This window comes from Sphingomonas sp. DC5200-1, from assembly GCF_049897245.1.
Taxonomy (GTDB): Bacteria; Pseudomonadota; Alphaproteobacteria; order Sphingomonadales; family Sphingomonadaceae; genus Sphingomonas; species Sphingomonas aquatilis.
In genome coordinates, this window is record NZ_JAFCVW010000006.1 from 104,807 (window position 1) to 127,365 (window position 22,559).

Here is a 22,559-nt window from a genome sequence, read left to right on the forward strand (position 1 = left end):
AAATGGCGGGTTAGGATTTGATGACAGTGCGGTGACACCGCCCCCGAAACGATCAGCTGAACAGGCGGCGTCCGGCGCGTTCCAGCATCATCAATTGCCACAGCGTGCGACCGTGGTCGGCGCGCCCGCTGCGATGCGCCTCGACCAGCCGCGCGACCGTCGGCATCGCCAGCCAGCCACTGTCGGCGAGGAAGCGCGACCGGGTCAGTGCCTCCGCCTCGTCGGCCAGCGCGCCGCGGAACCAGTCGCTGATCGGCGTGACGAAGCCCATCTTGGGCCGGTAGAGGATGTCGCGCGGCAGATAGCGTTCCAGGCTGCGCTTCATCAGCCATTTGCCCGTCCCCCGGTGCAGCCGCATCGACGCGGGCAGTCGCGCACCCAACTCGACCAGCCGATGATCGAGCAACGGCTCGCGCGCCTCCAGACCCACCGCCATGCTGGTGCGGTCGACCTTGGTCAGGATATCGCCGGGCAGCCAGATCTTCAGATCGGCGTATTGCGCGCGATCGATCGCGTCGCGCGCCGGGGCCGCACGCATCGCGGCAATGTAGCGATCCTCCGCGCGATGGCCCTGCAGCGCGGCGCGCACGTCCGCGCCAAGCAACGTGCCCCGCAGCTCGGGCGAGGTGACACCGACGGCCCGCGCATAAGCCTCGTCGCCATCGCTCGCGAGCGCGAGCAACGTCGTCTTCGCGCGCAAGGGCCGCGGTGCCCAATCGGCTTTGGGATAATAGCGCCCCAGCGTCCCGAAGGCCGCGCTGCGCCATGCGGGCGGCAGCAGGCCCCGCACGCGCTCTTCGGCTGCCTGGAAGCGGTAGCGGCGATAGCCGGCGAAGATCTCATCCGCGCCATCGCCCGACAGTGCCACCGTCACCCGCGCCCTTGCCAATGCCGCGACCTGATATGTCGCAAGCGCGCTGCCATCGGCAAAGGGTTCGTCAAAATGATGCACCAGCGTGTCGATCAGCGCGAAATCGTCGGGGCGCACGACCTGCGCATGGTGATCTGTGGCGAAGCGCTGCGCGACCGCCGCGGCATGCGCGCGCTCGTCATGGCCCGCCTCGTCGAAGCCGATCGTACAGGTGCGCACCGCCGCCTTGCTCGCCTCCGCCATCAGCGCGACGACCGCCGAGCTGTCGACCCCGCCCGACAGGAAGGCGCCGAGCGGCACGTCGGCGACCATACGGCTGCGCACGCCCTCGCGCATGTGCGCCAGCAGCTCCTCGCCGAGCGAACGCGCAGAGCCGGTCGCGCGGTTGGCGAAGCTGACGTCCCACCAGCGGCGCGGCGCCGGTACGCTTTGCCCGCGCCGCACCAACAGGCAATGGCCGGCGGGCAGCTTGCGCACGCCGGCGATCAGACAGGCGTCGTCGGGGACGTAGCCGAATGCCAGATAATCCTCGATCGCGGTCGCATCGGGCACGCGGCGCAGTAGCGGGTGCGCGAGCAGGCCCTTCAGTTCGGACGCGAAGGCGAGGCTGCCGTCGGACAGCTCGACATAATGGAGCGGTTTCACGCCCAACCGGTCGCGAGCGAGGAACAGCGTCCCCGCCTCCGCATCGTGGATCGCGAAGGCGAACATCCCGTTCAGCCGGTCGAGCAGCCCCGGCCCCCAGGCGCGCCAGCCGTGCAGCAGCACCTCGGTATCGCCATCGGTGACGAAGCGTGCGCCGCCCCGCTCCAGCTGCGCGCGCAGCTCGGCGAAATTGTAGATTTCGCCATTGTAGGTGACGCTGAGCGCGCCCGCATGCATTGGTTGCGGCGAGCCTTCCAGGTCGATGATCGACAGCCGGCGATGGCCAAGGCCAACCCCCGGCGCGGTCCATATGCCTTCGCCGTCAGGGCCGCGATGCGCCTGTACCGCGATCATCGCGGCAATGCGGGCGGGATCGACGGGCTTGGGGGTGCCGGGGTGAAACAGCCCCGCAATGCCGCACATCAGCGCGCGCCCGTCAGGCGATCCGCCACGCCATCGATCGGGCCCAAGGCCGCGGCGAAGGCGGCGATGTCCGCGCGCGCGTCGCGGCCCGGCGTCACTTCGGCCGACAGATGGATCGCCACCGCTCGCTGCGGGCCGCCGAGCAATTTTGCCGTCATCGTCTCGATCTTCACCACGCGCTCGTCCGCCGTAACCCTGTTGCCGACGACGTACCATGTCGTGACGATGCGCTCCACCGCATGGCCGTCGCTCCCCGGCACGGTCATGCGCAGCGTAGAGCCGCCATCGATCGGCGCGGCGTCGGCGATGCGGACCCAGCGGTCCTCCTCGCGGATCGGGCCGGTGCCAAACGCACCGATCTTATGCCCCTCGCCCTGCGATGCGAACACCGCGACGGCCAGGTCGACCGCGGCGCCATCGCGGGCGTAGCGGCCGAACAGGACGTGGTCGGCGCCGGGGTAGTAAGGCTGCCACGCCGCGCGCTGGCTGATCGGCGCGCGGGTCCAGCCGGCGACCACCGGAAGGTCGATCTGCGCTGGCAGCGGCATGGCGCGATGCGCGATGGCCTTGCTCCACATCGGCCAGATCCCGGCGGTGGCGACGGTCAGCAGCACGCCGAGCGGCAACGCGATCCGCCCCCTCCGCACGGGCGGCAGGCGTGCAGGATCGAAGGCCGGTGCATCGGGTGCGCGGTCGAACCAGCGCCAGCCGATCGCCAGCACCGCCGCCATCACCAGCCCGAAGAACAGCCAGCCATAGACGATATGGTCGAACCCCGTCGCCGCCTCCACGCTGGTCAGGTTCGCGGCGTAGATCGTCCCGAAGGCCCGCAGGCCGTTGGCGATCACCGGCACCACCAGCGCGGCGATCATGAACCCGATCCGCCGCCGCCACGACACGAAACAGACGTTGGCGACGAGCACGCCGAACGCGAGCATCGCGATGACGAACTTCGCGCCCGAACACGCCTCCGCCACCTCGAAATAATAGCGGCCGGCGTGGATCAGCACGCCGTTCGACGTGGCAGGAACACCGACCAAGTGCAGCAGCGGCATGACGATCCGCACCGTCACCGCCTGCAACGGCGGCTCCAGCGCCTCGCCGAAGGGGACGAGGAACAATGCATAGGCCAGCGGGAACAGCAGTCCGCGCGCGACCTGCGCACCGAGCAATGTCACCACCGCGCCTTGCAGCATCAGCACCACACCCAATTGCCGCGCGAAGCTGACCGAACCCGCATCGCCCATCAGCCAGCCGGCGCCCCCCGCCGCGACGAGCAGCAGCCCCGGCCACCAGGCCGTCGGCGTCAAGGCGGCAAGCTCGCGCCGCCGCTGCCAGACCAGCCAGCCGATCACTGGCCCGATGAACAGGCAATGCCCGAAGGTCGTGCTGGTCCACCAGATCGTGACGAGGCGCACGACATCGGCGCGGAAGATCAGCAGGATGAGTGCAACAGCCAGCGCCAGCGCGATCCCATGCCGCCGCCAGCCGCTCATGCGCTGAGCCCCAGCAGGGCGTCGAGCGGCGCCAGCCGCGCCGCCCAATCGTATCGCGCCAACACCCGTGCCCGCGCCGCATCGCCCAGCGCGGATGCCGCGTCCGGATCGTCCAACAGCGCGCCGATCGCCCGTGCCTGCTCGGCCGCGCTCCCCGCCACCCGCAACGTGCCGGCATGGTCGATGCCCTCGGCGGCGGCGGGCGAGGCGACGACGGGCCGCGCCATCGCCATCGCCTCCAGCACCTTGTTCTGGATGCCGCGCGCCAGATGCAGCGGCGCGACGCACACGTTCGCCGCCGCCAGCCAGGGGCGGACGTCGTCGACCGCACCGGTGACGATCACGTCGGGCGCGGCGAGCGCCTGCACCGCCGCGGTCGGCGCACGCCCGACGATCGCGAAGCGGACGCCGGGGTGCGTCTGCCGCAGCCGCGGCAGCACCTCGGCGGCGAACCACGCCACCGCCTCCACGTTCGGGCGGTAATCCATCTGGCCGGTGAAGACGAGCAACGGGCCTTGCGTCACGGGGACGATGCCGACGGGATCGAACGCTGCCGCGTCGATGCCATTCTCCACCGCAACGACCTCCCCTGCCCCGCCGCCTTTGCGAAACAGAGCCGCCTCCGCGTCGCTGACGAACAGGCTGGCGCGGACGCTTGCCGACACCTGCCGCTCGAACGCGCCGAGCAGCCGTGCCTCCCGCCGCATCATCCAGCGCATCGGCACGCTACCGGCATCGGCGAATTGCGCGAATTTGGCGGAATCAACGTCGACGAAGTCCATCACCGCCGGCACGCCCGCGGACAGATATTGCGCCATCTGCCCCGAAAAACAGTAGATGGCATCGACCCGCCGCGCCGCGACCGCCCGCCGCATCGCAGCGGCATTGAAGGCGGTCAGCGACACGGGGCGCCCCGTTGCGAGCGCCTCGACCGCCGCCAGCGCCTGCGGCTTGGTGCGGCGGACCAGCGTGATGCTCTCCAGGCCCTCCGCGAGCGGCGCCGGGACGTCGAAATCCGCGTCGCCTTCCCCGAACGCGACCAGATGAACGCGCGCGCGTGCCATCAGATGGCGGAGGACGTGATAGCTCCGGATCTTGTCGCCGCGATCGGGCGGAAAGGGCGCGCGGTGCGCGAGGAACAGCAGGTCCATCAGCCCAGGCCGCGGGCGATCCACGGTCCCATCAGATTGGCGAGCGGCAGCGGCAGCCGCTTCCATGTCGCCACCATCATCGCATATTTGGGATTCAGCGGATTCACTTCGCGCGCCGGCCCGTCGTTGCGCGTCGCGTAGCAGCGCGGCACGCCGGTAAAGCCCCAGTTCTTCTTGAACGCCGCCGCGCCCGTACCCGTCTTCGACCGGCCGAAGTCGAACCGCGTGCAGCCGCGATTCCGCGCATGGCTCATCAGCGCGAAATACATGCGATCGTTGGCGCGCAGCCCCCGCGCCGCCGCCGTTCCGCCACCCCAATAAGGAAAGACGGTGCCACGGAAATACAGGCTCAGCACGCTCGCCACGGCTTTGCCCTGATGCCGCACGGTCAGCACATCGCTGTCGAGCGCCCCCGCAACGTGGCGGAACAGATTGGCCGGAAACACCGGCGTGCCCAGGTTGCGCACCGATTCGGCGTAGACGCCATAATGCTCGCGCAGCAGCGCCTCGCCACCGGTGACGACCTCCAGGTCCAGCCCCAGCGCGCGGCGCACTTCAGCACGCTGCTTGCGCGGCACGGCAAGCAATTCCGCATCGTCATCCGCCGCCAGATCCCGGACGAAGCCGAGATAGGCGGTATCGTTGGTCGCCCAGCCCCGCGGCGCCGGCCCGCCCCGCAATTCGACGCCGGGGCAGCCCAATCGCTGCGTCAATGCCCAAGCCGCCCCCGCCAACGCCTCCACGCCATCGCCCAATATGCCGCCATCGACACCGAAGCCGGTCGACACCAGCGCCCGGCCGAACAGCGGCGATCGCATTTCGGTCAGTGGCAGCACGCCGGCGATATCGCCGTCAGGATAGCTCGCGACCAGATAGCGGGCACGCTGGCCGCAACCGCGCTCGACCGCGCGGCTCCAGCCAGTCAGGTGGAACGGCGTCGCCTCCGCCGCCACGCGGACGAAGGCGTCGATCGCGCCGCTCTCCCGGACATCGCCCAGGTTCGCTTCGCGCACGTCCAGCCGCGGCTCGATCGGCGCGTGCATCACGCGAGCAGCGCCGCCTCGCGCGCGACGACGGCGTCGACGCGGCCCCAGTCGTGTCGTGCGATCAGGCCGCGCAGCTTACCCGCCATTGCGCCGAGCCGGCTGTAGTGTCGCACCTTCGACCGCAGCGGCGCATTCGCGACGCGCGGCTGGTCCGGATCGACCTCCCAGGGATGGAAGTAGAAGATGCCCGCATGGCCCTCCGCATTGACCTGCCGCACCGCGAAATCGGTCAGCGCGCCGGGCAGCATGCGGAAGAAACCACCACCGGTCGCGATATGCCGCCCCGCCACCCGCGCGACCGTCACCGGCAGTTCGACCAAGGCCGAGTCCTTCAGCGGGCGGAAGGCGTAGCGCGGCGCATCGCGCCAGCCGTAATGATCGTGGGCGACCGGCGCGACGCTGGACGAATAGGCATAGCCCGCCTCCGCCAGCACCGGAAAGGCCCACAGGTTGCGGGGGTCGATCGAGAAACTGGGCGCACGATAGCCGGTCACCGCCTGCCCGCTCGCATCCTCCAGCGCCGCACGCGCCTTCGCCAGATCGGCACGGAAGGTCGCGGCATCCATGGTGAAGACGCGCTGATGGTCCCAGCCGTGGCTCGCGATCTCATGCCCCGCATCCGCAATGCGGCGGATCAGTCGCGGATGGCGATCGGCGACCCAGCCAAGCGTAAAGAAAGTCGCCTTCACCCCGCTTTCGGCGAACAGGTCGAGCACCGCGCCGGTGTTCGCTTCGACGCGGCTCGCGATCGTGTCCCAGTCGGCGCGGTCGATCGTGCGTTCGAACGCGCCGACCTGAAACCATTCCTCGACATCGACCGACAGGCCGTTGCGGAGCGGCTCAGGCGGCATGGTCCCACGCGGCGGGCGAGCGGATGGGGACGGCATCATGGCCGTGGTGCAGGTCGGCGACGCCGGCGACCATCGCGGTTGCCGCCGCCTCGCTACGGTCGGCCTCGACCCAGTCGACCAGCAGCGTCAGCACACGGCGCAGCGCCTCTTCCTGTTGCGCGATCCGCGCCTCCAGCGCCGCGATGCGCTCGGCGTCGCTCGACGCGGGGGCCGCCGGTGCCGCTTGCGGTTCCGCTTCGGCCGCGGCCGGCGCGTCTTCGGTCGTCGTTTCTTCCACCAGTGGCTCTGACGTAACGTCGTCGGACGCATCCGCGACGATCGGCGCAAACGCAGGCGCTTCGGCCGGTTCGTCCGCAGGCTCCGCCACGATCGGCAGCGGATCGCGCGGCGCATCGGCGACGGGTTCGAGCCATTGCGGCGTCCGCGGCACGAAGCGGCGGATCGGCGTCACATCCTCATTGGCCGGTTCGTCAACGGTGGTTTCCGGTTCCGCCTCGACCGTCACGACCTCGGGCTCGATAGCAACCGGCTCTGGCGTGACAGCCGTCTCGGCCACGGGTTCGGGCTCAGGGGCCGGCTGCATCACCGACGGCGTAAAGCTCGCCGGCAGGTCCGCCTCCAGATCGCGTACCACCTGGCGCACTAGCCGGCCGTCAATCAGTTCATGCCCTTCCAGCGCCGCCGCCAGCATCACGCGCGCGGCAAGCTGATTGAGCCGCCGCGGCACGCCGCCCGACCCGCGATACAGCGCCTCGAACGCATCGTCCGCAAAGTCCGGCCGCCCTTGCCAGCCGACCACCGACAGGCGGTGCGCGACATAATCGGCGACCTCATGCGGCTCCATCGGATCGAGGTGGTGGATGGCGATGACGCGCTGGCGCAATTGCTCCAGCCGCTCCGATCCCTGCAACCGCTCGCGGAACTCGGGCTGGCCGAGCAGCAGGATCTGCAGCAGCGCATGCCCGCCCGCCTGGAAGTTGGACAGCATGCGCAGCTCTTCGAGCGAATCGACGGGCAGCGCCTGCACCTCGTCGACGATCAGCAGCGTCCGCCGGCCGGAGCGCTTCACCGCATGCAGTCCGCGTTCGATCGCGGTCAGCAGCTGCGCCTTGGTCAGGTTGGCCGGATCGACGCCCAGCCCGGTCGCGACGACGCGCAGCAGGTCGTCGGCGGCGATTGCGGTCGACACGATCGTGATGACGTTCAGCGCGGCGGGATCGAGCAGGCCGGTCAGATGCCCCACCAGCGTCGTCTTGCCCGCGCCGATATCGCCGGTCACAACGATGAACCCCTCGCCCTGCGCAATGCCATAGCCGAGATAGGCCATCGCCTTGCGATGCGTCGCCGTCTCATACCAGAAGCGCGCGTCTGGCGTGAGTTGGAAGGGGCGTCCGGTCAGCCCGAAATGGTCTTCGTACATCCTGTGCGGCCCCTAGAAGGAATAGCGCGCGGCGATCAGCGCCTGCGCGGACCAAGTGGTGTCCAGATCGCCCGTGTCGAACGCATAAACGCCCGCACTGGCCGAGGTGGTGATCCGGCCGAAGCTGTGCCCATAGCTGGCGGTGCCGCCATAGGCCCAGACGCCCGCCGCCTGCGCAACGCCCGATTCGTAATAATTGACGAACAGGTTGCCGTCGATGGTGGAGACGGGCGACAGCTGGCGGTTGAGGAACAGCTGGCCATAGGCGCTCTGATCCTCAATCCCGTACAGCGTCACGCCGGGCACGTCGTCGCGGTTGAACAGCTTGCGATTGGTATAGCCGATACCGCCGCCATAGGTGGTGCGACCGCGCGTGACCGACAGCACCGCGTCGACGCCGCGCGCGCGATAGCTGGCGGTCTGGATCGACTGGAACACGTCGTTCAGACAGCCGCCCGGCGTCGCCCCGCTGGTCGAAAAGACGCAGCCGTTGAACTGCTGCGTGAAGGCATCGCGGGCGGAGATGAAGCTGGTCGGCAGCTGTTGCAGCCCGTTACGCAGCTGCTGGCCGAAGGTCGTGACACTGTCATAGACGCTCGCCGCCATTCCGACATGTTCGGACGCTTGATAGGTGGCAAGGCCGCTGTAGCTGATCGACCCGAAGCGCTTGCCGACGCGCGCCTCCGCCGACACGCGGCGGTTGGGGCGCCAGACGACACCGGCGTCATAATAGACGCCGTCGGTGCGATAGGCGATCTGACGCGGCGCCGCGCTGTTGGTCACGAATCGGCCATCGCCGTCGACAACGGGCTGGCCCGCCGCATTGGTCAGCGCCGGGCGGTTGCTCGTTTCGATCCGTTCGTAGCCGACACCTGCGGTCAGCGCGACATAGGGCGATACCGGCATCAACGCGTCACCGCGCACGCGCCAGCCCTCGTAGCGGCCATCGAGCTGGCCCGCATCCTCGCGATCCCAGCCGGCGCTGGCGGTCAGGCCGACGGGCAGGATCTGCCCCGGCCGCACGCCCGCGCTGATCCCGGCGGACTGGTTGAAGGCGGTATCGTAATAATCGAAGCGCGGCTGGCCGGGGCCGACGCCCACGAAGCTGGGGCTTTCGACCTTGGTGTAGCCCGCCAGATAGCTGGCGGCGACCGCCACCGGGCCGACGTTGGTCGCATAGCTGGGGCCGGCATAGACCGAATAGATCTGGCTGATGTTATCGACATTGCCGACCAGCACGCCCGGCGCCGCACCGCGGATGTCGGCACGCGCGCGCGTCGCGATACCACCCGCTTCCAGCGTCAGGCCGCGCGCGACCTTCGCGGAGACGCGTGCCAGGCCGGTGTGGACGTCCGAATCCCCGATCCGGTCGTCCCAGGCGATCCGCCGTTCGTAGCGATAGGACAGCTGCCCGTTCACCCGCGGCGTGCCCGCGGCCAAATCGATCCCGGCCGCGATGGTCGAATAGGTCAGCACATCGCCGCTGTTGAGGTCGGCGTCGAGCACCTGCCCCAGTTCGATATAGGGCGTCGCGGTGACGCGCCGTCCTTGCGCCTCGGCCGATCCGGCGACCGCACAGGCGCCCAGCGCCAGCCCGAGAGAGATAGACCGCATCACTTGCCCCCCTCCTGACCGTAATAGGTGCCGTAGCGTCGTCCGCCGGGCACGAACGACACGGCGTTGAGCACCAGCGCGATCTCGTCGCAGCCGTCGAGCCGCTGCACCGCCTCGCGCAGTTCGTTTTCGGGTGTGTCGTCGGCGCGGACGACCAGCATGACCTGCCCGACCAGCATCGCCAGCACCGCCGCGGGCGAGGCGGCCAGCGCGGGCGGCGAATCGAAGATCACGATGCGGCGCGGATTGGCGTCGAGCAGGCGCGACAGCACCGTCCGCGTACGCGCGGAGGCGAGCAGCTCGGTATCCGTCGCCGTCTTTGTCCCCGCGGGCAGGATCGACAGGCCGCCGATATCGGTGCGGATGACGAGATTTTCGACATCGATCCGGCTGTCGGCCAGTGCGTCGAGCAACCCCGGCTGTTCGGCGAGGCCAAGGCGCGCCAGCACGTCGGGCTTGGCGAAATCGGCATCGACCAGCAGCACCTCGGTATCGCGCTCCATCGCCATGGAGAGCGCGAGATTGACCGCGCAGAAGGTCTTGCCGTCGCCCGGTCGCGCCGAACACACCAGCACGGTCCGCGCCTTGTCGCCCTGATGGCCCTGCGCGATGCGTTCGCGCGTGATCAGCAGCTGGCGCTTGATGAGGCGAAATTCCTCGGCCAGCGGCCCCACCGGCGCGCCGGGCACGATCATCCCGGCTTCGGCCAGCATACCGCGATCGATGCCGGCGATGTCGCTCAGCTCGGGCGTTTCGTAAAAGGCCGGCGGCAGCTCCTGCCCCACGGGCGCGCGCAATTCGGGCGGGATGGCGAGGAAGGTCGGATCGTCGACCGGCGCCACCGCCTGCCATGCCGGCTCTTCGGCGACCGGTGCCGGCCCGACGTCGGGCGCGGGCATGGGCGCCGAGACGGCGTCGTCCTGCACCGGATCACCGGCATCCTTCACCGGCGCCCGGAACCCCGCACCGAAATCATACGCGCGCGCGGCCCGTTCGAGCAGCGAGTCGCGGCGGATGGGTTTGTGCATCATATCGTCCCCGTCACGCCGCCAGCCCGCGTTGCAGCACTTCGACGCCGAGCAGCAGCACATAGGCCGCCACCAGCCCTGCGGCACCGCCCGCGAAGATTTTCAAGCGCTTCGCCCGCTGCTCCGCCTGAACGCGTGTCACGACTTCGCCGATCGCACCGATCACCGGCATGCCGGTCGCCTTTTCCAGCCGCGGTGCGGTGGCAAAGGTCGCGCGCAGCTGACCCATCGCGAACGCCGCACCGATGCCCGCGCCCAGCCCCGCAATGAGGACGCCGGTGAGCAGCAGCATGCGGTTGGGCGCGGTCGGCGCGCGCGGCACCGTCGGCGGGTCGATGACCGAGAATTTCACATTGTCCGTCCGCGTCGCCGCCTGTCCGCGCAGCGCGACCTGCTGGCGCTGGGTGAGCAGCTGATCGTACTGATCCTTCAGCACCTGATAATCGCGGTCGATCTGTCCTTGTTCGGCGGCGACCGCCGAGTCCTGCGACAGTTTCGCGGTCAGTTGGTCGAGATCGCCCTGCAACTGCGCCTTGCGCATCCGCAGCCCCGCGACCGCCGATTGCTTGTCGGCCAGCATCGATTGCAGCGACTGGTAGACGGGGTTGGGCGTGCCCGCCGGCCCGGCACCCGCCGGCTCCCGCTGCGCCGCCGCCTGCGCGACGGCAAGCTGGCGCTTCAACGCGATCACGTCGGGATGCTGGTCGGTATAGCCCCGCGCCCGCGCATCGGCGAGCTGGCCCTGGATGGCCGCCAGCGCCGCACGCGCCGGCCCCGCGGCGATGCCGCCGGTGCCCGCAACCGTCTGCGGCGTACCCGCCATCTGCGCCTGCAACGTTGCGAGGCTGGACTGCGCGGTGGCGAGATCGCCGTCGACCTGCGCCATCTGCGCGCGCGACGCGCCGATCCGGTCGGCGACCGTACCGGTCCCGGGCAGCGAGCCGAGGTAGCGCGTCTGGAAATCGGACCGCTTGGTATCCGCGTCCGACAGCCGCTTCTGCAACTGCGCCAGCTGCGCATCGAGGAAGTCGAGGCTCTGCGTCGTCTGGCTGCGATCGCGGCCCAGGTTGGTTTCGACGAAGATGTCGATCAGCTTCTGGGTAATCTGCTGCGCCAGCTTGGGGCTGGCCGCGGTGGTGGTAATCTGGAACAGATTGTCCTGCTGGCTTTCCACCTTGATCGCCTGCGCGAGGCCCGCGACGCGATCGGCGACGTCGCGGTCGCTCGACACGGTCTGCGCAAGGTCGGTGCCGCGCACCACCTTTTCCAGGTTCACCGCGCTGACCAATGTCTGGCGGATCGTGTCGACGTCCTTCTGCTGCGTCTGGGGGGCGGCATCCATCGACGCAGGCAGGATCGACTGCATCTGCACGAACACGCGCGCCCGCGATTCGTAGCGGCTCGGGATCTGGCTCACCACGAACCAGCCGAGCACGCACACGCCCCAGGCGACCGCCAGCGCCAGCCAGCGCCGGGTCCAGATCGCATGGAGCGCGAGACGCGCTTCGTCGTAGAGGCCGTTCATCCGATCAGAACATCGATTCGGGGATGATGATGACGTCGCCCGGCTGCAGGCTGACGTTGGCGCTCGAATCGCCGCGCTTCAGCAGATCGGCGATGTGCAGCTGATATTCGTGCTGTTCGCCGGTATCGCGGTCGTGCCGGATCAGCTTCGCCTTGTTGCCGGCCGCATATTGGCTGAGGCCGCCGACCGCGATCATCGCATCCAGCAGCGTCATGTTGGCGCGATAGGGAATCGATGCAGGCTTTTCGGTCGCGCCGATCACGCGCACCTGCTGGCTGTAGGTGCCCGAGAAATTCTCGACGATCACCGACACGCGCGGGTCGGTCACGTACTGGCTCAGCGCCTTCTTGATATCGGCGGCGAGCTGCGCGGGCGTCTTGCCGACCGCGGGCATGTCGTTGATCAGCGGCGTGGTGATACGGCCATCGGGGCGCACCTGCACCTTCGCGGTCAGTTCCGGCTGACGCCAGACGAAGACGTTGAGCTGGTCCAGCGGGCCGATGACATATTCCTCGCCCGGCTGTTCCTTCGATGCGACATAGCTGGCGGGCGGCAGTTCGGGATGGCTGGCGCCGCCTCCGACGCATCCGCCGAGCGCGCTGGACGCGGCGCCGATGGCGAGCAGGACACGGACGGACTTACCGGAACGCATGCAATGTCTCCTGACGCCCATGGACCGCCACGCACACGTGAGATCAAGGGCTTGAGCGATGGCTATGGCGCGAGAGAGGTGAAGATAGCGTTAGTGACGCTGCAGGGAAGGCCACCGTCGTCCCTCTCGCAACAGAACGACGGCGCGGGTATGATGGCCGGATGACACGGCTTTTCCTGGCCGCCGGCCTCATGCTAGCGCTTACGCCGGTGGCGGCGGGCGCGCAATCCGCCCCGCCGTTGACCGGCCTTCAGATCGTTGCCGTCAGTTCCGCGACGCAATCCGAACGGATCGCCCCCGACCAGACGCACACCAACCGGCCACATACCGGGCCCATCAGCGTCGTCGTGCAGGAAACCGGCATCGGCCGGGCGCGTGTCGTCCGCATCGACGGCGCGGTCGCGGCCCCGCCCTCCACCCAGCGCCCCTTGTGCGGCAGCGCGGTGACGGCGGGCGCCTGCCGCCCAGGCGAGCCGATGACGGGCGTGGAGATCACCTACCATCTCGGCCCGTTGCGCAAGGGCGCGACGGTCGCGTTGCAGGATACTTCGGCCAACCTGCCCGCGGTAACGCTCGACACGACGATCACGATCGACTGATCCCGTTCAGATCAACGGCGACGCTGTAGCACCCATTCCTTCCCCGCCAGGGGGAGGTGGCATGCCGAAGGCATGACGGAGGGGGAGGAAGCACAATCCGATGTATCGCCCCCCCCCTCCTTCACAGCTTCTCCGTCCCCCTGGCGGGGGAGGAATTGGCGGCGGCATACCTGAATGCCGATTTCCCCTAACCCGCGACGATCTCCACCGCGGGCGGATGACCCAGAAAGCCGGACGGACTGGCGCTGGCACCATAGGCCCCCGCCATGAAGATCGCGATCAGGTCGCCCGCGTCGGCATGCGGCAGCGCGATCCGGTCGCCCAACCGGTCGAGCGGCGTACACAGCGGCCCCACCACCGATACCGTCTCGTCACCCGCGCCGCCCACGTCACGGGCCAGCGCTAGCGGATAGTTGCGCCGCACCACCGTACCGAAATTGCCCGACGCGGCGAGCTGGTGATTGAGGCCGCCATCGGTGACCAGGAACGTCTCGCCCTGGCTCTCCTTGCGATCGACGATCCGCGTCAGATAGACGCCCGCCTCCGCCACCAGCCAGCGCCCCAGCTCGATCGCGAAGCGGGCCTGGCCCAGAACGGCGGGCCGCGTGGCCAGTGCCTCGCTCAATGCCGCGCCCACCGCCTCGACATCCAGCGGCACGTCGCCGGCAAAATAGGGCACGCCGAACCCGCCGCCCAGATTGACCAGCGGCGGCGCAGCGCCCGCCTCGTCGGCGAGTCGTGCAGCGAGCGCCAGCGTCGCGGCCTGCGTCTCGGCGATCGCGCCGGCATCCAGCGCCTGACTGCCGGCATAGATGTGAAAGCCCCGCCAGTCCGCCCCGCTCGCGACGATCGCGCGGACCAGCGCCGCCGCACGCGCCGCGTCGACGCCGAAGGGCGACGGTCGCCCGCCCATCCGCATGCCCGAACCGCGCAATTCGATGTCAGGATTGACCCGCACCGCCAGGCGCGGCGCGATGCCCAGGTTTTTGCCCAGCCGCAGCGCCCGCGTCGCCTCGCCCTCCGATTCGACGTTGAGCGTCGCGCCCGCCCGGATCGCCGCACGCAGCTCGACATCGCGCTTGCCCGGCCCGGCGAAGCTAATCGCCGACGCGGGCTTCACCGCCAAAGCCTTTTCCAGCTCGCCCCCCGACGCGACGTCCAGCCCGTCGACGAGCGGCGCGACCCGATCGAGCAGCGCGGGCAAGGGGTTGGCTTTGATCGCATAATGCAGATCCACGTCGGGGAAGGCCGCCCGGAACCGCGCCACCCGCGCCGCGACGATGCCGACGTCATAGACGAAGACGGGCGTCGCCTCCGCCCAGTCGTCCGCAGGCCGCCCCGCGATCGTCAACCTGCCGCACTGCCCGGCAAATTCGGGCGGCAGCGCCCCCATCGGCTTCATGCTCTCGTCTCCGCCCGGATCGCTGCCCGGTCCAGCTTGCCGTTCGCGTTGCGCGGCAATTCCTCGCGCCAGTCGTAGCGCGCCGGCTGCATGAAGCTCGGCAGCAGCCCGCGCAACCGCGCGCGCAAGGCGTCTTCGCCCGTCGGATCGCCCGCCAGCACCACCACGATCGCCTGACCGGAGCGCGGATCGGGTACGCCGACCGCCACCGCCTCGCGCGCCTCGCCACCGGCGAGTACCGCTTCCTCCACCTCTAGCGGGCTGATCCGGTTGCCCGCGCTCTTGATCATCTCGTCATCGCGCCCGACGAAGCGCAGCAGGCCGTCCGCGCCCTCCAGCACCGTATCGCCCGACCAGACCGCCGTGCCGCCGCTCGCCATCCACGCGGGCGCCGGGCGAAAGCGCTGCTCGGTCCGCTCCGCATCGCGCCAATAGCCCTGCGCGACCAGCGGTCCGGCGTGGACGAGTTCGCCCGGCTCGCCGACCGCGCGCGTCCCGTCCGCCTTCACCACCGCCACCTCGGCAAAGGGGATCGCCCGGCCCATCGCATCGGGATGCGCATCGATCAGCGCCGGGTCGAGCCATGTCGACCGGAACGCCTCGGTCAGGCCGTACATCGCCACCAGATCCGCCTGCGGGAAGCGCGACCGCAGGCCGCGCACCAGCCGCTCGGTCAGCGCGCCGCCCGAATTAGTCAGCCGCCGCAGCCGCGCCGCCGTCTCCGCCGGCCAGTCCGCTTCCAGCAACTGCACCCACAAGGGCGGTACACCGGCGAGCGTCGTCGCCCGCGTGCGCTCGACCGCCTTCACCACGTCGCGCGCGGTCAGATAATCGAGCGGCGCCACCGCAGCCCCGGCATACCAGCTCGAAAGCAGCTGATTCTGCCCGTAGTCGAACGACAGCGGCAACACCCCCAACACGCGATCCGTGGGCGACAGGCGCAGATATTGCGCGACCGACACCGCCCCCAGCCACAGGTTCGCATGGCTCAGCATCACGCCCTTCGGCCGCCCCGTCGACCCGGAGGTGTAGAGGATCGCCGCCAGCGATGCCGGATCGCGGTCCGACCGCCCCGGCCCGGCGTCCGCCATCGGCACCGCGTCCGCCTCGACCAACCGGCAATCGTCGGGACGATCCCCAGCCTCCAGCGTCGCGGCGCGCGACGCCTGCGTTACGATCAACGCCGCGCCACTGTCCGCCAGGATATGCGCGACCTGCGCCCGGCGCAGCGCCGGATTGACCGGCACATGCACCAGCCCCGCCCGCGCCGCGGCGAGCGGCATGACGCACGCCAGCGCCGTCTTGGGCAGCCATGTCGCGACCCGCGCGCCCGGCGCCAATCCATACGCCGCAAGCCAGCCCGCGACGCTCGCCACAGCCGCCTCCACCTCGGCGAAGTGCCACGTCCGCGTGCGCTCAATCAGCGCCGGGGCGGCGGGGTCTCCCCGCAAGAGATGGTCGATCGGAAACGGTGTCGGGTCTGGCGCCATATCCCCTCATAGCGTCACGTTATTGCCGAATGCAGCCCCAGCCTCTAACGCAGCCGCGCACGTCCCCGATCGAAGGCCGAACGCTTTGCTTCCCGAAGGCTACACCCAGGTCGAAACCACCGTTCGCGCCGTCCTCGCCGACGTGCTGGGCCTGTCGCCCGAGCGGGTCGCGGACTTCCGGGCGACGACGCCGCTGTTCGGCGCGCTGCCGGAACTCGATTCGATGGCGGTCGCGGGCGTGCTGACCGAGATCGAGGATCGACTGGGCATCCTGATCGAGGATGACGAGGTCGATGGCGACATGCTCGAAACCTTCGGCGCGCTCGTCGAATTTGCCGCGGGCAAGGCGCTGGTCTAGCGTCGCGCGGCATGGCGCCGCGCATCGACCATTACGACTGGAGCGGCGGCCGCGAGGCGCTGCTGCGCTTCGGCCCCGATACCGGGCCGGTCGCGATCCTGGCGCTGCCGCTGTTCGAGGAAGCCAACCGCACGCGTACCTTCGCCGTCGGCCTGTTGCGCCGACTGGCCGAACGCGGGATCGCCGGCCTGCTGCCGGACGTGCCGGGACAGGGCGAGAGCCTCGTGCCGCTTGTGGGACTGTCCCTGCCGCGCATGGCGGAAGCACTGACGGCCTTAACCCATCGTTGCCTCGAAAAAGGCCGTCGCACCTATGCGGTCGGCATACGCAGCGGCGCCCTGCTCGACACCCTCGCGCCGTGTAGCGGCCGATGGCATCTTGCACCCCAGGACGGAGACTCGCTGCTACGCGACCTGCACCGGACGTGGCGGGCGGCGGGTAACGACGGCGATCAGCCGGCAATGATGTACGGCGCAGATGCCGTCGAGATTGCAGGCAACGTCCTGTCGCCGGAGCTGCTCGCGTCGTTGGCCGCCGCCACCCCCTTCGATCAATCCGACACGCCCCGCCGCAACCTGCGCCTGTCGTCCGATCCCGCACCCGCCGACCGTCACATCGACGCCGCCCCGCTCTGGCGGCGCGCCGAGCCGGGCGACGACCCTGCCCTCGCCGAGTTGCTCGCCGACGACATCGCCGCCTGGATCGCCGCATGCGAAGCCTGATCGCCTTCCCCTGCGCGGGCGACACGCTGATCGGTACGCTCGACGCCGCACCCGGCACGACCGGTCTGCTGATCGTCTCCGGCGGCAACGAAATCCGCTGTGGGGCGCATCGCGGCATGGCGCTCCTCGCACAGTCGGTGTCGGCGGCGGGCCATCCGGTGTTCCGCTACGACCGCCGCGGCATCGGCGACTCGACCGGCGAAAATCGCAGTTTCCTAAGCGCTCAAGACGATCTGATTGCCGCAGCCGCCGCCTTTCGCGTCCACGCCCCACAGCTCGACCGCATCGTCGGCTTCGGCAATTGCGACGCGGCGAGCACGCTTGCCCTGTTCGGCCGCGACGCCGGCATCGATCGCCTGCTGCTCGCCAACCCCTGGACGATCGAGGACAACGACGCCCTGCCCCCTGCCGCCGCGATCCGCGCGACCTACCGCCAGCGCCTCACCGACCCCGCGGCATGGCGTCGCCTGCTTACCGGCCACATCGACCTCGCCAAGGCAGTGAAGGGCCTGCGCAAGGCCGCCGCCCCGTCGCCGCAAGCGCTTGCCACCCGCGTCGTCTCGGCGATCGAAAGCTGGGGCAACGCGGCGACCATCCTGCTCGCCAGCGGCGACGCCACCGCGCAAGCCTATGCCGCCGCCGCGCGCCACCTGCCCGCGACGCGGATCGACACCGCCTCGCACAGCTTCGCCCGACCAGAAGACCAGCGCGCGCTCCGCAACGCCGTCCTCTCCGCCCTCACTAAACTCTGAGCACAACGCCGGCCACTCGACGTCATCTCAGCGCAGGCTAGGACTTCTTGGTTCGATCGCACGTCACGCGCCTCAAAAGACCCCAGCCTGCGCTGGGGCGACGTTTCGCGGCGGGAGCAGCAGCGAAGCGCTTACTCCGCCGCCTCTGCCATCTCGGCGAACTCTGCCGCCGCCAGGAACCGCTCGGCATCCAGCGCCGCCATGCAGCCGGTGCCCGCCGCCGTCACGGCCTGTCGGTACACCTTGTCCGCCACGTCGCCGCACGCGAACACGCCCGGCACGCTGGTGCGCGTCGAGCCGGTCTCCACCGCGATATAGCCATCGTCGTCGAGCGCCAGATGGCCGCGGAACAGCTCGGTCGCCGGATGATGGCCGATCGCGACGAAGCCGCCCTGCACGTCGAGCCGCGAATGCTCGCCGGTCTGCGTATCCTCCAGCTCCAGCGCGACGAGGCCCGCGGTGCCGCCACCGTCGACGAATTCGCGAACTTCCTTGTTCCACAGCACCGTGATGTTGGGATGCGCGTGCAGCCGCTCCTGCAGGATGCGCTCGGCGCGCAACGTGTCGCGGCGGTGGATCAGCGTCACGTCATCACTGTGGTTGGTGAGGTAGAGCGCCTCCTCGACCGCAGTGTTGCCGCCGCCGATCACCGCGACCTTCTTGCCGCGATAGAAGAAGCCGTCGCAGGTCGCACAGGCGCTGACGCCCTTGCCCTTCATCGGCTCCTCGCTCTCGATGCCCAGCCACTTGGCCTGCGCGCCGGTGGCGATCACCAGCACCTCGCCCTCATAGACGTCGCCGCCGTCGCCGATCAGGCGGAACGGGCGCTTCGACAGGTCGACCTCGACGATCGTGTCCCACATCAGCCGCGTGCCGACATGTTCCGCCTGCTTCTGCATCTGCTCCATCAACCAGGGCCCCTGGATGACGTCGGCAAAGCCCGGATAATTCTCGACATCCGTCGTCGTGGTCAGCTGACCGCCGGGCTGGATGCCCTGCACGACGATCGGCTGCATCCCCGCCCGCGCGCCATAAATGGCAGCGGATAGTCCCGCAGGCCCCGAACCGAGGATCAGCATGCGGGTGGTATGAGTGGTCATGGGAAAGTGCCTGTCGGATGAAAGAGTCGTGGACCGATCTAGGCGATCGGCCCACGATTTTGAACCGTCCGATAGGCAAAGGCGCGCTATTAGAAGCGCGCGGTCGCCCCCACGACGATCTGTCGACCGAGCAGGTCGTAGCGGAACAGCGTATTGCTACGCAGCAGGCCCAGCACGTTGCGCGAGTCGGGAAGCAGCGGCGGGTCGCGGTCGAACAGGTTGTTCACCGACACGCGCAGCGAGAACCGCTTGGCGATATCGAAGCTGGTGGACAGATCGATGTAATCGTACGTCGGCACGCCCGTGTAGAACCGGCGGAACTGCGCCGTGTTCGCCGGAATGCCAGTGTCGGCCGGCGCGTTGTAGCTGATCGTCATGCCCGAGATGTGCCGCCAGTTGAGCGATACGCTCGCCACCTTGTCGGCGCTGGTCCAGGTGGTGCGCAGGCCGTGCGACCAGCGCGGCATGCTTTCGCCACAGCCCGGACCGTAATAGCCGACGCAATTGCGCGGCGTGGCATCGGGCGTATCCTGGCTGCCGACGCGCGTCGTCAGCGTCCCATTGAACGACGTGTCGAGCGACCCCGCCCCCGCCAGGCCCAGCGTATACTGCCCCTGGAAGTCCCAGCCGTGCGACTGGGACTTGTAGCTGTTGCTCGTCCCGCGCGCATAATAGCCGGTCGTCGGATTACCGCCCGGCGCGCTGTTCAGCGTGTAGGTGCCGGGGTTCCGCACGATACCGCGGCAATAATATTGCAGCCCCGTGGTCAGACACCCGTTGAGGAAGTCATTGACCTGGAAGAAGTTGATCGAGTCATTCAGATTGATGATGAATCGATCCGCCGACACCGTCAGCCCACGAACGAAGCGCGGGCGCAGGATCACGCCGAACGTCTTGGTATAGGCGGTTTCGGGCTTCAGATTGAACCCGCCGTTGCGCACGGTGCAGCCGGTGTTCAGCGCCGAACAGTCCAGCGTCGCGCTGCCGTACAGATTGTCGGGCAGGCCGGTGCGACGGCATTGCTCGATCGACGCCGTCGGTGCGACCCGCACGTTGGGGTTCGACGAATTGGGATCGCGGGTCGATGCGCACGGATCGTTCGGACCCGACGTCGTATAGTTGACGTTGCTCGCCTGATCCGCCTCGATCACCGTCGGCGCGCGCTGCGCCTTGTTGAACGACGTGCGGAAGCCGATGTCCGCGATCGGCGCCCAGATGCCTTCCACCTTCCACGTGTTGAAGGTGCCGTTCAGCCGGTTGTACTTCGACACACGATAGCCGCCGTTGACCTGCAACAGGTCGGTGTACGGCTTGTGCTCGATGAGCGGCGCCTGCACCTCGACGTTCGATTCGACGACGTTCTGCGTGAAACGGGCATCGGTGCCGCCGTTGGTGGCGCGGAATTGGGCATCGGCGCTACGCTTGAACATCTCGGCGCGGAACTCGCTGGCGAAAGCGACCGCGACGCCCTGCTCGGCGAGCGGCGAGGTGATGCCGTACTTGCCAAGGTCACCGTTCAGGACCGCGAGCGCCTGCCACATCAGCGACGTGCTGTTCTCCGACCCGTCGGTGCTGGTGAACAGATAGTCGTTCAGCGCCAGGTTGCTGTTACCGGGGATGAAGGCGTTGAACGGCACGCAGGCGCGGTCGACACCGCTGACCACCGACGCGCAGGTCGGCGTGCCGTTGACGTTCACCACGTTCAGCGACCGGTTGACTCGGTCGTAATCCGGCTGCGACGGGTAGATCGTCTTGGCGCGCATCATCGAATAGACGCCCGCGATGTCGTACCGCCAGGCATCGTCGAGCACCTTGCCGCGCAAGCCGCCCGCAACGCGCACGCCGCGGTTCTCGAACCCCGTCTCGACCAGCGGCAGCGCATCGAAGCGATAGCGGACGTCGAGCGGCACGAGCCCGGTCGTCTGCGTACCGCACAGCGTCGTGCGCTGCGACGCCGACAGGAACGGATTGTCGCAGTTGGTCTGATACGCCGGCGCACCATAGGCGCTGTAAGAATAGACGCGGTTGGGCAGCGTGTTGAACGACCGGTCGCGATAGAACATCGCGGTCGAGTACAATTCGATGTCGCTCGAAATCCTGGCGTTCAGGAAGACGCCGGTGTTCAGGCGGTTGAACGGCCGCTGGAAGGCCAGTTCGTCGTACGGATTTGTCGAGGTGCCCGGACCGGAGTTATACGGTACGAACCGGCCCGACCCGCTGGGATCGTTGACCAGCGTGCTGCCCACACCGATCCCGCCCGGGACGATCGTGCCTGCCTGGGTATAGGTGCTGCGCGTGCAGTTGAGCACACCCGTCGCGATCGTCTGGGTCACTTCGCACGCCGACAGCGACCGGTCGCCCAGGTTTACCTGGTCCGACTGGCGATAGTTGAGGTAGCCCGACAGGCTGACCGCCCCGTCTAGGAAGGTCTTGCCCGCGGTGAGCGTCACGTTCGCCCGACCGCCGTCGTTGGTCCAACCCTGCTTGGCCGGGAAGAAGGCCCGGCCGGCCGCTTCGGTCACCGGATTGGCGCGATTGTCGTGGTTGAAGAAGCTGTAGTTGCCGGTCAGCGCAATGCCGTTGAAGTCCTTCTTCAGCACGAAATTGACGACGCCTGCGACCGCGTCCGATCCATAGACCGACGACGCACCGCCCGACAGAACGTCGATCCGCTCGACCAGCTCGTTGGGGATCAGGCTGACGTCCATGCCGTTCTGGATGCCGAGCCGCAGCCCGTCGACCAGCGTCAGCGTACGTTCGAAACCCAGGCTGCGCAGCTTGATACGCTGGCGGCCGTCGGAATCGGCGTAATTCTGTTCGGCGTTGGCCTGCACTTGCGGCAAACGGTTCATCACCTCTTCGATCGTCGTCGCGCCCTGGGCAGCGATGTCGGCGACCGTGACGGTGGTGATCGGCGCAGCGGAGCGGTTGTTCGGCCGCGCGATGCGCGTGCCCGTCACGATGATGTCCTGCGATTTGTCTGCGTTGACCGAATCGTCGCGCGCCCGATCGGCGGCGAGCTTCGCCGAAGCGACAGGATCGCCGATCTGGGTCGCAGCGTCCTGATCAATCGTGACCTGGGCGTGCGCCGGCATGGCGAGCAACGCCGCCAGACAACAGGTCGAGGCGAGTATCCCCTTGTACATCATCATATTCTTTCCCCTTCGTGATCCGGGGATGATTGCATTTCGCCGCGACCGATCAGCGCGAATGTCCGTGTGTCATCGCCACGGATCACCCGGTTACGGCCGATAATAAAGGACAGCATAGCGCCCCTTATTTGTTTGCGGTTTGTTTGAAACCACCCCTCAGAACCATCGTGGTCTCATTCCTTTCAGATCAATACAATACCAATTTGCGCTAAGCTGCTTCAAATTGTGGGGGTTGGCCATGCGCCGGCCGGCAGGCGTGTGA

18 protein-coding genes are annotated in these 22,559 nt (G+C 68.6%); 4 read left to right on the top strand and 14 right to left on the bottom strand.

The genetic code is table 11. The features are described 5' to 3' along the window. Window positions 1-52 precede the first annotated feature (52 nt). Genes ACP7A3_RS14680 through ACP7A3_RS14725 form a run of 10 tightly spaced genes read right to left on the bottom strand, consistent with a single transcriptional unit; the run spans window position 53 to window position 12,722 of the window. Window positions 53-1,939 carry an XrtA/PEP-CTERM system amidotransferase gene (locus ACP7A3_RS14680; protein WP_426256379.1) on the bottom strand — a complete coding sequence of 629 codons (1,887 nt, stop codon included), beginning with the start codon at window positions 1,937-1,939 and terminating at the stop codon, window positions 53-55. After that, on the bottom strand, window positions 1,939-3,435 hold the full coding sequence (xrtA, locus tag ACP7A3_RS14685) for an exosortase A (protein ID WP_426256378.1): 1,497 nt from the start codon (window positions 3,433-3,435) through the stop codon (window positions 1,939-1,941). The genes ACP7A3_RS14680 and xrtA overlap by 1 nt, the downstream gene beginning before the upstream one ends. After that, the gene (locus ACP7A3_RS14690) at window positions 3,432-4,586 is read right to left on the bottom strand and encodes a TIGR03087 family PEP-CTERM/XrtA system glycosyltransferase (protein ID WP_426256377.1); all 1,155 of its coding nucleotides are present in this window, start codon (window positions 4,584-4,586) and stop codon (window positions 3,432-3,434) included. The genes xrtA and ACP7A3_RS14690 overlap by 4 nt, the downstream gene beginning before the upstream one ends. Beyond that, window positions 4,586-5,629, bottom strand: coding sequence for a FemAB family XrtA/PEP-CTERM system-associated protein (locus ACP7A3_RS14695; RefSeq protein WP_426256449.1), 1,044 nt, complete (start codon window positions 5,627-5,629; stop codon window positions 4,586-4,588). Before ACP7A3_RS14695 ends, ACP7A3_RS14690 begins: the two co-directional genes overlap by 1 nt. Beyond that, a complete protein-coding gene (locus tag ACP7A3_RS14700) occupies window positions 5,629-6,483 on the bottom strand; it encodes an XrtA system polysaccharide deacetylase (protein WP_426256376.1) in 855 nt (284 codons plus the stop codon). Before ACP7A3_RS14700 ends, ACP7A3_RS14695 begins: the two co-directional genes overlap by 1 nt. Continuing rightward, window positions 6,473-7,903 (bottom strand): AAA family ATPase, encoded by a 1,431-nt coding sequence (locus ACP7A3_RS14705; RefSeq protein WP_426256375.1) that lies wholly within the window; start codon window positions 7,901-7,903, stop codon window positions 6,473-6,475. Before ACP7A3_RS14705 ends, ACP7A3_RS14700 begins: the two co-directional genes overlap by 11 nt. Before the next feature lie 12 nt (window positions 7,904-7,915). Next, window positions 7,916-9,517 carry a hypothetical protein gene (locus ACP7A3_RS14710; protein ID WP_426256374.1) on the bottom strand — a complete coding sequence of 534 codons (1,602 nt, stop codon included), beginning with the start codon at window positions 9,515-9,517 and terminating at the stop codon, window positions 7,916-7,918. Continuing rightward, window positions 9,517-10,548: an AAA family ATPase gene (locus ACP7A3_RS14715; RefSeq protein ID WP_426256373.1), complete on the bottom strand. Its 1,032-nt coding sequence runs from the start codon at window positions 10,546-10,548 to the stop codon at window positions 9,517-9,519. The genes ACP7A3_RS14710 and ACP7A3_RS14715 overlap by 1 nt, the downstream gene beginning before the upstream one ends. A 10-nt stretch (window positions 10,549-10,558) precedes the next feature. Further along, window positions 10,559-12,070 carry an XrtA system polysaccharide chain length determinant gene (locus ACP7A3_RS14720; RefSeq protein WP_426256372.1) on the bottom strand — a complete coding sequence of 504 codons (1,512 nt, stop codon included), beginning with the start codon at window positions 12,068-12,070 and terminating at the stop codon, window positions 10,559-10,561. Window positions 12,071-12,074: 4 nt separating this feature from the next. After that, window positions 12,075-12,722 (bottom strand): XrtA/PEP-CTERM system exopolysaccharide export protein, encoded by a 648-nt coding sequence (locus ACP7A3_RS14725; protein WP_017978189.1) that lies wholly within the window; start codon window positions 12,720-12,722, stop codon window positions 12,075-12,077. Window positions 12,723-12,883: 161 nt separating this feature from the next. Here ACP7A3_RS14725 and ACP7A3_RS14730 point away from each other — a divergent pair, with 161 nt between their 5' ends. Next, a complete protein-coding gene (locus ACP7A3_RS14730; protein WP_043059922.1) occupies window positions 12,884-13,321 on the top strand; it encodes a DUF4879 domain-containing protein in 438 nt (145 codons plus the stop codon). 187 nt (window positions 13,322-13,508) lie between these two features. On the opposite strand, the gene ACP7A3_RS14735 is transcribed toward ACP7A3_RS14730, so the two are convergent. Together ACP7A3_RS14735 and ACP7A3_RS14740 are read right to left on the bottom strand one after the other, a co-directional pair. Next, on the bottom strand, window positions 13,509-14,723 hold the full coding sequence (locus tag ACP7A3_RS14735; protein ID WP_426256371.1) for a pyridoxal-dependent decarboxylase, exosortase A system-associated: 1,215 nt from the start codon (window positions 14,721-14,723) through the stop codon (window positions 13,509-13,511). After that, window positions 14,720-16,213, bottom strand: coding sequence for an AMP-binding protein (locus ACP7A3_RS14740; protein ID WP_426256370.1), 1,494 nt, complete (start codon window positions 16,211-16,213; stop codon window positions 14,720-14,722). The genes ACP7A3_RS14735 and ACP7A3_RS14740 overlap by 4 nt, the downstream gene beginning before the upstream one ends. A gap of 85 nt (window positions 16,214-16,298) precedes the next feature. On the opposite strand from ACP7A3_RS14740, the gene ACP7A3_RS14745 reads away from it, so the two are divergent. The 3 genes from ACP7A3_RS14745 to ACP7A3_RS14755 are packed head-to-tail and all read left to right on the top strand — an operon-like array spanning window position 16,299 to window position 18,045. Beyond that, window positions 16,299-16,571 (top strand): acyl carrier protein, encoded by a 273-nt coding sequence (locus ACP7A3_RS14745; RefSeq protein WP_017978185.1) that lies wholly within the window; start codon window positions 16,299-16,301, stop codon window positions 16,569-16,571. An 11-nt stretch (window positions 16,572-16,582) separates the two neighbouring features. After that, window positions 16,583-17,293 carry a hypothetical protein gene (locus ACP7A3_RS14750; protein WP_426256369.1) on the top strand — a complete coding sequence of 237 codons (711 nt, stop codon included), beginning with the start codon at window positions 16,583-16,585 and terminating at the stop codon, window positions 17,291-17,293. Beyond that, window positions 17,281-18,045, top strand: coding sequence for a hydrolase 1, exosortase A system-associated (locus ACP7A3_RS14755; RefSeq protein ID WP_426256368.1), 765 nt, complete (start codon window positions 17,281-17,283; stop codon window positions 18,043-18,045). Before ACP7A3_RS14750 ends, ACP7A3_RS14755 begins: the two co-directional genes overlap by 13 nt. A 131-nt stretch (window positions 18,046-18,176) precedes the next feature. Here ACP7A3_RS14755 and trxB read toward each other — a convergent pair whose 3' ends face one another. Together trxB and ACP7A3_RS14765 are read right to left on the bottom strand one after the other, a co-directional pair. Further along, window positions 18,177-19,145 carry a thioredoxin-disulfide reductase gene (gene trxB / locus ACP7A3_RS14760; RefSeq protein WP_147034968.1) on the bottom strand — a complete coding sequence of 323 codons (969 nt, stop codon included), beginning with the start codon at window positions 19,143-19,145 and terminating at the stop codon, window positions 18,177-18,179. An 89-nt stretch (window positions 19,146-19,234) separates the two neighbouring features. Beyond that, on the bottom strand, window positions 19,235-22,297 hold the full coding sequence (locus ACP7A3_RS14765; RefSeq protein ID WP_426256367.1) for a TonB-dependent receptor domain-containing protein: 3,063 nt from the start codon (window positions 22,295-22,297) through the stop codon (window positions 19,235-19,237). Between the last annotated feature and the right edge of the window lie 262 nt (window positions 22,298-22,559).

Coding starts and splice junctions, on each gene's coding strand:
- ACP7A3_RS14740 (WP_426256370.1), bottom strand. CDS start 16,213: ATGGCGCCAGACCCGACACCGTTTCCGATCGACCATCTCTTGCGGGGA.
- ACP7A3_RS14735 (WP_426256371.1), bottom strand. CDS start 14,723: ATGAAGCCGATGGGGGCGCTGCCGCCCGAATTTGCCGGGCAGTGCGGC.
- ACP7A3_RS14730 (WP_043059922.1), top strand. CDS start 12,884: ATGACACGGCTTTTCCTGGCCGCCGGCCTCATGCTAGCGCTTACGCCG.
- ACP7A3_RS14725 (WP_017978189.1), bottom strand. CDS start 12,722: ATGCGTTCCGGTAAGTCCGTCCGTGTCCTGCTCGCCATCGGCGCCGCG.
- ACP7A3_RS14705 (WP_426256375.1), bottom strand. CDS start 7,903: ATGTACGAAGACCATTTCGGGCTGACCGGACGCCCCTTCCAACTCACG.
- ACP7A3_RS14710 (WP_426256374.1), bottom strand. CDS start 9,517: ATGCGGTCTATCTCTCTCGGGCTGGCGCTGGGCGCCTGTGCGGTCGCC.
- ACP7A3_RS14700 (WP_426256376.1), bottom strand. CDS start 6,483: ATGCCGCCTGAGCCGCTCCGCAACGGCCTGTCGGTCGATGTCGAGGAA.
- ACP7A3_RS14720 (WP_426256372.1), bottom strand. CDS start 12,070: ATGAACGGCCTCTACGACGAAGCGCGTCTCGCGCTCCATGCGATCTGG.
- ACP7A3_RS14750 (WP_426256369.1), top strand. CDS start 16,583: ATGGCGCCGCGCATCGACCATTACGACTGGAGCGGCGGCCGCGAGGCG.
- ACP7A3_RS14690 (WP_426256377.1), bottom strand. CDS start 4,586: ATGGACCTGCTGTTCCTCGCGCACCGCGCGCCCTTTCCGCCCGATCGC.
- xrtA (WP_426256378.1), bottom strand. CDS start 3,435: ATGAGCGGCTGGCGGCGGCATGGGATCGCGCTGGCGCTGGCTGTTGCA.
- ACP7A3_RS14695 (WP_426256449.1), bottom strand. CDS start 5,629: ATGCACGCGCCGATCGAGCCGCGGCTGGACGTGCGCGAAGCGAACCTG.
- ACP7A3_RS14765 (WP_426256367.1), bottom strand. CDS start 22,297: ATGATGATGTACAAGGGGATACTCGCCTCGACCTGTTGTCTGGCGGCG.
- ACP7A3_RS14715 (WP_426256373.1), bottom strand. CDS start 10,548: ATGATGCACAAACCCATCCGCCGCGACTCGCTGCTCGAACGGGCCGCG.
- ACP7A3_RS14680 (WP_426256379.1), bottom strand. CDS start 1,939: ATGTGCGGCATTGCGGGGCTGTTTCACCCCGGCACCCCCAAGCCCGTC.
- ACP7A3_RS14755 (WP_426256368.1), top strand. CDS start 17,281: ATGCGAAGCCTGATCGCCTTCCCCTGCGCGGGCGACACGCTGATCGGT.
- trxB (WP_147034968.1), bottom strand. CDS start 19,145: ATGACCACTCATACCACCCGCATGCTGATCCTCGGTTCGGGGCCTGCG.